Annotated in this window: 10 protein-coding genes, 1 tRNA gene and 1 pseudogene; 9 read left to right on the forward strand and 3 right to left on the reverse strand. The window is 70.8% G+C overall.

What is annotated here, in order from left to right:
- The 3 genes and pseudogenes from IE312_RS39880 to IE312_RS13515 all read left to right on the forward strand — a co-directional run.
- Positions 1-102: pseudogene (locus tag IE312_RS39880) on the forward strand (AIM24 family protein); the annotation flags it as partial.
- 12 nt (positions 103-114) lie between these two features.
- Positions 115-795 carry an AIM24 family protein gene (locus IE312_RS13510; RefSeq protein ID WP_132788552.1) on the forward strand — a complete coding sequence of 227 codons (681 nt, stop codon included), beginning with the start codon at positions 115-117 and terminating at the stop codon, positions 793-795.
- 17 nt (positions 796-812) lie between these two features.
- Positions 813-1,568, forward strand: coding sequence for an AIM24 family protein (locus tag IE312_RS13515; RefSeq protein WP_189981465.1), 756 nt, complete (start codon positions 813-815; stop codon positions 1,566-1,568).
- Positions 1,569-1,645: 77 nt separating this feature from the next.
- Here IE312_RS13515 and IE312_RS13520 read toward each other — a convergent pair whose 3' ends face one another.
- A complete protein-coding gene (locus IE312_RS13520) occupies positions 1,646-2,167 on the reverse strand; it encodes an NUDIX hydrolase (protein WP_189981467.1) in 522 nt (173 codons plus the stop codon).
- A complete protein-coding gene (locus IE312_RS13525) occupies positions 2,164-3,588 on the reverse strand; it encodes a zinc-dependent metalloprotease (RefSeq protein WP_189981469.1) in 1,425 nt (474 codons plus the stop codon). The genes IE312_RS13520 and IE312_RS13525 overlap by 4 nt, the downstream gene beginning before the upstream one ends.
- Before the next feature lie 192 nt (positions 3,589-3,780).
- On the opposite strand from IE312_RS13525, the gene IE312_RS13530 reads away from it, so the two are divergent.
- From IE312_RS13530 to IE312_RS13545, 4 genes are all read left to right on the forward strand, one after another.
- The gene (locus IE312_RS13530) at positions 3,781-4,890 is read left to right on the forward strand and encodes an SDR family oxidoreductase (protein ID WP_189981471.1); all 1,110 of its coding nucleotides are present in this window, start codon (positions 3,781-3,783) and stop codon (positions 4,888-4,890) included.
- Positions 4,891-5,016: 126 nt separating this feature from the next.
- Entirely contained in the window at positions 5,017-5,478 is a 462-nt protein-coding gene (locus IE312_RS13535; protein WP_189981474.1) for a molybdenum cofactor biosynthesis protein MoaE, read from the forward strand.
- A gap of 152 nt (positions 5,479-5,630) precedes the next feature.
- Complete coding sequence (locus IE312_RS13540) at positions 5,631-5,804, forward strand: hypothetical protein (RefSeq protein WP_189981476.1); 174 nt, start codon at positions 5,631-5,633, stop codon at positions 5,802-5,804.
- Positions 5,805-5,854: 50 nt separating this feature from the next.
- Positions 5,855-6,952, forward strand: a complete 1,098-nt coding sequence (locus tag IE312_RS13545; RefSeq protein WP_189981478.1) for a YlbL family protein — start codon at positions 5,855-5,857, stop codon at positions 6,950-6,952.
- Positions 6,953-7,025: 73 nt separating this feature from the next.
- Here the strand turns inward: IE312_RS13545 and IE312_RS13550 are convergent, their stop codons facing one another.
- Positions 7,026-7,568 carry a PPA1309 family protein gene (locus IE312_RS13550; RefSeq protein WP_189981480.1) on the reverse strand — a complete coding sequence of 181 codons (543 nt, stop codon included), beginning with the start codon at positions 7,566-7,568 and terminating at the stop codon, positions 7,026-7,028.
- A 165-nt stretch (positions 7,569-7,733) separates the two neighbouring features.
- Between IE312_RS13550 and IE312_RS13555 the strand changes: the two genes are divergently transcribed.
- Together IE312_RS13555 and IE312_RS13560 are read left to right on the forward strand one after the other, a co-directional pair.
- A complete protein-coding gene (locus IE312_RS13555) occupies positions 7,734-10,601 on the forward strand; it encodes a UPF0182 family membrane protein (RefSeq protein ID WP_229899742.1) in 2,868 nt (955 codons plus the stop codon).
- Positions 10,602-10,642: 41 nt separating this feature from the next.
- Positions 10,643-10,716: transfer RNA gene (locus IE312_RS13560), tRNA-Met, on the forward strand.
- Positions 10,717-10,719 lie beyond the last annotated feature (3 nt).

The following is a 10,719-nucleotide window of genomic DNA, read 5'->3' on the forward strand; positions in this document are numbered from 1 at the left end:
GCGCGCCGCAACGCGTACGCCGGCGACACCGGCGAGAGCGTCAACCTCCAGTTCCGGGGAGCTCCCGGCAACTTCATCGTCGTCCAGCCCTACGAGGTCTAGAGGGAGCCCGTCATGAACCAGCCGCTCGCGGGCTTCGCCCCCGCACCCGTCACCGCCCGCATGGAGAACCACGGCAACCACATGCTGAAGGTCGCCCTGCAGACCGGCAACGACCTCCTCGCGCGCGTGGGGTCGATGGTCGCCTACGAAGGCTTCATCCAGTACGAGCCGAACCCGCCGGCCGTACGCCAGATTGCCCGCGACTGGGTCACCGGCGAGGGCGCCCCGCTGATGAAGTGCTCCGGCGACGGTCTGCTCTACCTCGCCGACTACGGCGCGGACGTCGTCGTGATCAACCTCAACGGCGACGGCATCTCCGTCAACGCCACCAACCTCCTCGCCTTCGACGCGCACCTGACCTGGGGCGTGGAGCGCGTGAAGGGGCTCGCGAAGTTCGCCGGACAGGGCCTGTGGAACACGAAAATCTCCGGGCAGGGCTGGGTCGCCCTGACCTCCCGGGGCAAGCCGATCGTCGTGGACTGCGGCGGCGGCGAGGACGAGACGTACGTCGACCCGGACGCGCTCGTCGCCTGGTCGCCGAACCTGAAGGTGAAGGGCAAGCGCAGTTTCAAGGCCCAGTCGCTGATCGGCCGGGGCAGCGGTGAGGCCTACCAGATGGCCTTCTCCGGCCAGGGCATCGTCGTCGTCCAGCCCAGCGAGGACAGCACCGACCGCCTCCGGTTCCGGGGCTGAGGGGGAGCCAGAACACCATGCAGAGCCCGCTTTTCGCGCACAACGACCTCCAGACCCAGGAGCGCTGGAGCCTGCAGAACGCGCAGATGCTCCGGATCACCCTGGAGGGCCACGACGACCTCCTCGCCCGCAAGGGCACCATGGTCGCCTACCAGGGCCTGGTCGAGTTCGACGCCGAGTACCGCAGCAACAACCAGGCACGCGCGCGAGCCTGGACCGGCGAGGGCCTGGACCTGATGCGCTGCCACGGCCAGGGCACCGTCTACCTCGCCAACCTCGCCCAGCACGTGCACATCATGGACGTCGAGCAGGACGGACTGACCGTCGACAGCTCCTACGTCCTCGCCATGGACTCCTCGCTGCACCACGAGGTCATCGCCGTCGACAGCCTCTACGGCATCTCCGGCTCCGGGAAGTACCAGCTGAACATCACCGGGCGCGGCAAGGTGGCCCTGATGACCTCCGGGGCGCCGCTGCTGATGCAGGTCACGCCCGACAAGTACGTCAACTGCGACGCCGACGCGATCGTGGCCTGGTCGACCGGGCTGCGCGTGCAGATGCAGGCCCAGACCCACTCCTCCGGCGTGTGGCGGCGGCGCGGGAACACCGGCGAGGGCTGGGAGCTGAGCTTCATGGGCTCCGGGTTCGCGCTGGTGCAGCCCAGCGAACTGCTGCCGCCGCAGAACGCCGTGATCGGACAGGGCCTGGCCGCCCAGTTCGGCATGGGCCAGCAGGGCGCGCGCGGCCAGAACCAGGGCAACGTCTGGAGCTAGGGCACGTGTGCGGGGTGACCGTCTGGAGCTAGGGCACGTGTGCGGGGTGACCGCCCAGGCGGCCGCCCCGCACCGCGTCAGAGTCTCGCGCGCGTGGCGTCCAGCAGGCGTACGACGGACTCGTCGGCCACGCCCGCGACCTCGTCGTAGGTGTACCAGCGCAGGTCGAGCGACTCGTCGCTGATCTCGTGCACCGCGCCGGGCGGGGCCAGGACCGCGTACTGGACGTCGAAGTGCCAGTGGCAGGGCGCCGGGATGGCATGCCGGTCCAGCCGCACCGGACCGCCGGGGAGCGGCGTGAGGCCGGCGATGCCGGACTCCTCGGTCGCCTCCCGCAGGGCCGCCGCCTCGAGCGTCGGGTCGCCCGGTTCACAGTGACCGCCCATCTGCAGCCACATCCGCAGCTTCCGGTGCAGTGTGAGGAGCACCTGGCCGCGCTCCGGGGCGACCACCAGGGCACTGGCCGTGAGGTGCCCCGCGGGGCAGCCCTTCCACAGGCCGTCCGGGTGGGCCGCCAGATGGTCCAGGTAGGCCTGGCGCAGCTCCGCCTGGCCCTCGTACCCCTTCAGGACGAGGACCGCGTCGTCGTACAGGCTCACTCGGTGTCGTCGCCCTTGCTGCCGTCGCCTTCTCCGGCGGAACCGTTCGCCGCCTCGCCGAGCATCTTGTCCAGCTCGGAGAAGTCCAGCTGCTCGCGGTGGACGAAGCCGTCGGGGTCGTCCAGGTCGGTCGCGGTCGGCAGCATGTCCGGGTGGGCCCACAGGCCGTCCCGGCCCTCCACCCCGCGCGCGTCCGTCAGCGACGCCCACAGGCGGGAGGCGTCCCGCAGCCGGCGCGGGCGCAGTTCCAGACCGATCAGCGTGGCGAACGTCTGCTCGGCGGGACCGCCGGTGGCGCGGCGGCGGCGCAGCGTCTCCCGCAGGGCGTCGGCGGACCCCAGACGCGGCTTCGCGGCGGCGTGGACCACCGCGTCCACCCAGCCCTCCACGAGCGCCAGAGCGGTCTCCAGACGGGCCAGGGCGGCCTTCTGCTCGGGCGTGTCCTCGGGCTGGAACATGCCCTGCTGCAGCGCGTCCTGCAGCTGCTCGGGGTTCTCCGGGTCGAACTGGCCGACCACGTCCTCCAGCTTTGCGGTGTCGACCTTGATGCCCCGCGCGTACCCGTCGACCGCGCCGAACAGATGCGAGCGCAGCCACGGCACGTGGGCGAACAGGCGCTGGTGGGCGGCCTCGCGCAGGGCCAGGTAGAGCCGCACCTCCTCCTGCGGCACGCCGAGGTCCTTGCCGAACGCCTCGACGTTGGCCGGCAGCAGCGCGGCCTTGCCGGCCGGGCCCAGCGGCAGCCCGATGTCGGTGGAGCCGACGACCTCGCCCGCGAGCACGCCCACGGCCTGCCCGATCTGGGTGCCGAACATGGCACCGCCCATCGAGCGCATCATGCCGATCAGCGGGCCCGCCATGGCCTGCATCTCCTCCGGCAGGACGTCGCCCATGGCCGCGCCGACCCGCTCGGCGACCGGGTCGACCAGCTCCTGCCAGGCCGGCAGGGTCGCCTCGACCCACTCCGCGCGCGACCAGGCCACCGCCGAGCCGGAGCCCGACGGCAGGGAGGTCGCGTCGTCCAGCCACAGGTCGGCCAGGCGGACGGCCTCCTCGACCGCCTTGCGCTCGGCCGGGCCGACGCTGGCGTCCTTGGAGCCGTCCTGGGCGCCCTGGGCGACCGTCTGGCGCGCGATCTGCTTGGCCATGTCCCAGTTCACCGGGCCGCCCTCGTAGGAGAGCATCTGGCCGAGCTGCTGGAACGCGGCGCCCAGGTCGGTGGGGTTCAGGGAACCGAACATGGCTGCGAGCGGGTTGTCGGCGCCGGGGCCGCCCAGGCCGCCGGCTCCGGGCAGGCCGCCGAAACCGAACGGATTGGCCGGTCCCTGCCCACCACCGCTCTGCTGGTCCTTCTTCTTGCCCTCGTCGCCGTCCTCCGGCTCCTCCGGCGGAAGGCCGAAACCGAATGGGGTGTCACTCACGGGATTCCTCGGCTGGTAAGGCCACCGGTTGCGATCCGGTGGCGCGGCTGCCCGACAACACCACCCAGCCTAGACACCCGGACCCGATCGGGCCTCGGTGCTTCGCCTGCGGAGGGCCTGCGGCAGGATGGATGCACCTGGTACGCACGCGTCACTCGCGCCCGTACTGAAGACAACCGCTGGAGACGCCCGGTGAGTTCCCCAGATCCGCAGGTTCGCGCAGCGCGAAACCCCTCAACCCCTCCCGCCGTGCGCGGGCCCGTCGTCGCGGTGACCGGCGCCGCCACCGGGGTCGGCGCCCTGCTCACCGAGCGGCTCGCCGCCTCCGGGGAGATCAGACGGGTCCTCGCCATCGACGAGCGGCGCGGCGAGTGCGCCGACGCCCAGTGGCACATCCTCGACGTGCGCGACCCCGTCATCGCGGACAAGCTGCGCGGCGCCGACGTCGTCGTCCACCTCGCCCTGGACCTCGATCTGGAGACCGATCCGGCGGCACGCACGGCTTACAACGTCCGGGGGACCCAGACCGTCCTGACCGCCGCCGCGGCGGCCGGGGTGCACCGCGTGGTGCTGTGCACCTCGGCGATGGTCTACGGCGCGCTGCCGGACAACGAGCTGCCCCTGTCGGAGGACGCCGAGCTGCGCGCCACCGCCGAGGCGACCGGGGTCGGCGACCTGCTGGAGATCGAGCGGCTGGCGCGCCGGGCGCCGCGCGCGCATCCCGGACTCAACGTCACCGTGGTCCGGCCCGCCGTCCTCGTCGGAGGCACCGACACCGCGCTGACCAGGTACTTCGAGTCACCGCGGCTGCTGGTGGTGGCCGGGTCGCGGCCCGCCTGGCAGTTCTGCCACGTCGAGGACCTGTGCAGCGCCCTGGAGTACGCCGTCCTGGAGAAGGTCGAGGGGGAACTGGCCGTCGGCTGCGACGGCTGGCTCGAGCAGGAGGAGGTCGAGGAGCTGAGCGGCATCCGGCGGATGGAGCTGCCCTCGGCGGTCGCGCTCGGCGCGGCGGCCCGGCTGCACCGGATCGGCCTCACCCCGTCCCCGGCGGGCGACCTCGCCTACACGATGTACCCGTGGGTGGTCAGCGGCAGCCGGCTGCACGACGCGGGGTGGCGGCCGAAGTGGAACAACGAGGAGGTCCTCGCCGAGCTGCTGGAGGAGGTGTCCGGGCGGCACACGGTGGCCGGCCGGCGGCTGGGCCGCAAGGACGCGACGGCGGCCGGCGCGGCCGGCGCGACGGTCGCCCTGCTGGGCGCCGCGGCCGTCGTACGGCGGGCCCGCAAGGCCCGCCGGCGCTGACGCGACCGGCCCCGGCCGGAGCGGGGACGGTCGTACGCGTGTCGTAGGACGCTCCAAGACGTCCCGCGCGTGTGCCTGGTGAATCTCGCATTCCCCGGTGCCCGGCGCGTACGGCACGATGGACGCATGGCACACACGAGCGACCACCCCGGTGAACGGGCGGCCCAGGATCCCATCAAGCTGATCGCCGTCCGCGACACACCGCTCTCCGTCGACGAGGTGTTCCGGGCCGTCGGGGACGCCGCGGCCGGGGGCATCGCGCTGTTCGTGGGCACCGTGCGCAACCACGACGGGGGCGCCGACGTGGACGCGCTCGGGTACTCGTGCCATCCCAGCGCCGAGGCCGAGATGCGGCGGATCGCCGAGAAGGTCGTCGCGGACCACCCCGTGCGGGCGCTGGCCGCCGTCCACCGGGTGGGGGACCTGGGCGTCGGGGACCTCGCCGTCGTCGTGGCCGTGGCGTGCCCGCACCGCGCGGAGGCCTTCGACGCGTGCCGCAAGCTGATCGACGACCTCAAGCACGAGGTGCCCATCTGGAAGCACCAGCGGTTCTCCGACGGCACCGAAGAGTGGGTGGGCGCCTGCTGAGGCAGTCCGACTGAAAGCGGTCCGAACGGGTCACTCGCGGCACACGACCCCTTCGGGTTGCGTAACCGGCACCCTGGCGTGAGCGTTGTCCGTGCGGATGGTTAATCTGCTGATCAGTCAGTTGCGGACGCTCATGGCGTAGGGAGGTCGGCATGGGGGTGCTTGTCTGGCTGCTGATCCCGCTGGTGGCTGCGGTCGGCGGCGGACTGTGGGGCACGTGGGCGAACCGGACCCGGAAGGCCCGCAGTGACGGTCCCGAGCTGGACGGGTACGCCCGGTTCCGGGCAGCCATGGAGAAGTCCGGTACGGGTGCGCCCGGGGCGTGACCGGGGTGCCCTGACGGTGCGCTGACAGGGACGTCCCGTACTGTCGTGCCATGCCACGCCGCACCGCGACGATGCTCGCCTCGACCCTGATGCTGATCGCGCTCCTGTGCGCGGGAGTGCTCATCCCCGTGCCGTACGCGGAGATGTCCCCCGGCCCCACTGTGAACACGCTCGGGGAGCACGACGGCGAGCCGGTGCTGCAGATCTCCGGGCACAAGACCTACCCGGCGGACGGCCACCTCAACATGACCACCGTCCGGGTCACCAGCGCCGACTACCGGATGAACCTCGTCGAGGCCGTGTACGGCTGGCTCGCGCACGACAGCAGGATCGTCCCGCACGACACGCTGTACCCGGACGGCAAGACGGAGGAGCAGTCCACCCAGGAGAACGCCGAGGAGTTCAGCCAGTCCCAGGAGAGCGCCAAGGTCGCCGCCCTGAAGGAGCTGGGCATCCCGGTGCGGTCCTGGGTGATCGTCTCCACGGTCGTCAAGGGCTCCCCGGCCGAGGGCAGGCTGCACGCCGGTGACGTGATCAAGGCCGTCGACGGCGCGGCCGTCAAGCAGCCGGCCGACGTCGCCAAGCTGGTGACCAAGCACCAGCCCGGCCAGAAGGTCGTCTTCACCGTCGTCCCGGCCAAGGAGCAGGCCGCCGCCGAGAAGGCCGACAAGACGGCGACCGGCACGCGGAAGGTCACGATCACCACCAGGACGTCCGACGACAGCGGCGCCAAGCGGGCCGTCGTCGGCATCTCCGCCGGGACCGACCACACCTTCCCGTTCTCCATCGACATCAAGCTCGCCGACGTCGGCGGCCCCAGCGCCGGTCTGATGTTCGCCCTCGGGATCTACGACAAGCTCACCCCGGGCGACCTCACCGGCGGCACGTTCGTCGCCGGCACCGGCACCATCGACGACAACGGCACGGTCGGCCCGATCGGCGGCATCGAGATGAAGACCGTGGGGGCGCGGGACAAGGGCGCCCGCTACTTCCTGACCCCGGCCGACAACTGCGCCGCGGCCGCCAAGGACACCCCGGGCGGACTGACCCTGGTCAAGGTCAAGACCATCGGCGACGCGCTCGACGCGCTGAAGGACATCCGCAGCGGCGACACCGCCGCCCTGCCCAGGTGCACCACCAAGGGCTGAAGCCGGCCCGGGCACGGCGGGGGGCGCTCCCCGGTCACCGGGGGCGCCCCCGTCGTCGTACCGCGGGAGGGGGTCAGTCGGCGAAGGTCGCCGCCAGGGCCTCCGCCAGGCCCGGCACCAGGTCGGGGCCGGTCAGGACCTCCGTGGCGGAGTCCTTCTCGCGCAGCCGCAGCGCCGACTCGCGGCTGCCGTCGCGCAGCACGGCCACCGTCATCCGGACCTCCTGGCGCTCCGGGTGCTCGGCCACCCACCTCGCCAGCCCGGCCTCGCCCAGACCGGAGGGGACCTGCGCCTCGGCGGACGGCGGCAGCATCAGGCGCTCCACGGCCAGCGCGCAGCCGACCACCGCGCCGGGCCAGGCGATGGTGCCGAGGAATTCGTCGAGCGGTTTGCCGGACGGGATCTCGTCCTGCTCGATCGGGGTGAGACCGGCGGACTCGGACTCGTCCTCCAGGCCCAGCTGGGCCGCGAGCGACGGTTCCTGAGCCCGCAGCCGTGCGGTGTCTACGAGGGCGAAGAGGCGAGCGGGCTGGTCCCAGCCGAGGCCGGAGACGTACTCGTCGATCTCGAGTACGGCCCGGGTGAGCGGGCTCGCTGCCATGGGAGTGTTGGACATGGTCACAATCCTGCCTCGTTGGGGGCCGGAATCGGGAACCGAGTAAACCGTGAGTAAGTTGCATAGGGTGTGGGCCCGCGATCACGGGGGGCCACGGCGGGCCCGCGAACCCGAGGGTCTGACGGATCGACAGCGAACTTCGAGGTGCGCACCTTGGCTTTCCAGATGCCGGACCGCGGCGGAGGCCCGACGGGGCCACGGATGAGAGCGGGCCGCCCGTCCCGGCGGGTGAGGACCCTGCTCGTGACACTGGGCGTCCTCGCCGTCCTCGGCATGGCGTTCACGATGTTCGCGGGCTTCTGGACCGAGTGGCTGTGGTACCGGTCGGTGCACTACTCGTCCGTGTTCACCACGACCCTGTCGACCAAGATCGGGCTGTTCTTCGTCTTCGGCCTGCTGATGGCGGCCGCGGTCGGCGTCAACATCTGGCTCGCGCACCGGCTGCGGCCCCCGCTGAGCGCCATGTCCATGGAGCAGCAGAGCCTCGACCGTTACCGCATGGCCATCGCGCCGTACAAGAGGTGGCTGCTGTTCGCCGTCACCGCCCTCGTCGGACTGATCGCGGGCGCCTCCGCGTCGAGCCAGTGGCGGACCTGGCTGATGTGGGTGAACGGCGTGCCCTTCCACGAGCGGGACCCGCAGTTCCACCTGGACGTCTCGTTCTACGCCTTCGACCTGCCCTGGTACCGCTTCCTGCTGGGCTTCGGCTTCGCCGCCGCCATCCTGTGCCTGATCGCCGCCGCGCTCACCCACTACCTGTACGGCGGGCTGCGCGTCACCAGCCCCGGTGCGCGCGCCACCGCCGCCGCGACCGGACACCTCTCGGTGCTGCTCGGTCTCTTCGTCGCCCTCAAGGCGGTCGCCTACTGGCTCGACCGCTACGGCCTGGCGGTGAAGTCGAGCGACTTCAAGGCGACCGACAACTGGACCGGCCTGCGCTACGTCGACGCCAACGCCTACCTGCCGGCCAAGACGATCCTGTTCTGCATCGCCGTGATCTGCGCGCTGCTGTTCTTCGCCACGCTGTGGCGGCGCACCTGGCAGCTGCCGGTCATCGGCTTCGGCCTGATGGTCCTGTCGGCGATCCTGATCGGCGGCCTGTACCCGGCCATCGTGCAGAAGTTCCAGGTGCAGCCGAACGAGCAGGCCAAGGAGGCGCCGTACGTCCAGAAGAACCTGAAGGCGACCCGCGAGGCCTACGGCATCGACGACGCCAAGGTCACCGAGTACGCGGGCCGGTCCACGACCCCGGACAAGACGAAGCTGCGTGACCAGGTCGACGCCACGGCCAGCATCCGCATCATGGACCCCAACGTCGTCTCACCGACGTTCCAGCAGCTCCAGCAGATCAAGGCGTACTACGGGTTCCCGAACAACCTCGACGTCGACCGGTACACCAAGGACGGCAAGGAGCAGGACACCGTCATCGGCCTGCGCGAGCTGAACCTGGCCGGCATCCCGAAGAACAACTGGATCAACGACCACTTCCGCTACACGCACGGCTTCGGCGTGGTGGCCGCCAAGGGCACCGAGGCGGACTCCGAGGGCCGGCCGGTGTTCACCGAGAAGAACCTGCCGTCCCAGGGCGACCTGGGGTCGTACGAACAGCGGGTCTACTACGGGGAGAAGACCACCACGTACTCGATCGTCGGAGGCCCCCAGAAGGAGGTCGACTACTCCGACAACGAGCGTGAGATGACCACCAGCTACCCGGCCAAGAGCGGGGTCAACCTCGACAACCCGATCAACCGGGCCGCGTACGCGGTGGCGTTCAACGAGCCGCAGATCCTCTACTCGGGCGCGATCGGCAAGGGCTCGCGGATCCTGTACAACCGCACGCCCAAGGAGCGCGTGGAGGCGGTCGCCCCCTGGCTGACCATCGACGGCGACGCGTACCCGGCGGTGGTGAACCACCGCATCCAGTGGATCGTCGACGCCTACACGACGTCGAACGGCTACCCGTACTCCTCCCGTACCACCCTCGGTGACACGACGGCCGACTCGCTGACCGCGACGAACAACTCGCGCGCGGTGGTGGCCCAGCAGAACCAGGTCAACTACATCCGCAACTCGGTGAAGGCGACCGTCGACGCGTACACCGGCGAGGTCAAGCTGTACCAGTGGGACACCGAGGACCCGGTGCTGAAGACCTGGATGAAGGCCTTCCCCGGCACGGTGGAGCCGCGTGACGCGATCTCCCCGCAGCTGATGGACCACCTGCGCTACCCGCAGGACCTGTTCAAGGTGCAGCGCGAACTGCTCACCCGCTACCACGTGACGGACGCGCAGACCTTCCTCACCGGCAGCGAGGTGTGGCAGGTGCCGGACGACCCGACGAACAACTCGGGCAGCGCGGTGCCGCCGTACTACCTGAGCATGAAGATGCCCGGCCAGAGCGACCAGGCCTTCTCGCTGACGACGACGTTCACGCCCAACGGACGGGACAACCTCAGCGCCTTCATGGCCGTCGACTCCGACCCGCGCACCAGCGACTACGGCAGGATCAGGGTCCTGAAGCTGCCGACGAACACGACCGTCGACGGCCCCAAGCAGGTCCAGAGCCAGTTCAACTCCGAATCGGCGATCGCCGAGACCATCAGTCTCCTCAGCCGCGGTCACTCCAAGGTCGAGTACGGCAATCTGCTGACCGTGCCGCTGGACGGGGGCCTGCTGTACGCGGAGCCGGTCTACGTCCGGGGTGGTTCCCTCAAGTACCCGTTGCTGAGGAAGGTTCTGGTCACCTACGAGGGCAGGACCGCCTTCAAGGACACCCTGGACGAGGCCCTGAACGAGGTGTTCGGCGTGGGCAGTTCGACCAGACCGCCGGAGACCGGCACCAAGAACCCGCCCAATACCGGCAACCCGACGGTCAGGCAGGCCCTCCAGGACGCCCAGAAGGCCTTCGACGCCGGGCAGCGGGCGCTGAAGGACGGGCCCGACTGGGACGCGTACGCCAAGGCGCAGAAGGACCTCCGGGACGCACTGAAGCGTGCCGAGGAGGCGCAGTCCAAGGCCGGCGCGGGCAAGAGCTGATCCCGCCGCCCCCGCGCCGTGGTACGGTTGACCTGCAACGGCGCGGGGTGGAGCAGCTCGGTAGCTCGCTGGGCTCATAACCCAGAGGTCGCAGGTTCAAATCCTGTCCCCGCTACTG

The sequence above is a fragment of the Streptomyces capoamus genome (assembly GCF_014654935.1).
Classification (GTDB): Bacteria; Actinomycetota; Actinomycetes; order Streptomycetales; family Streptomycetaceae; genus Streptomyces; species Streptomyces capoamus.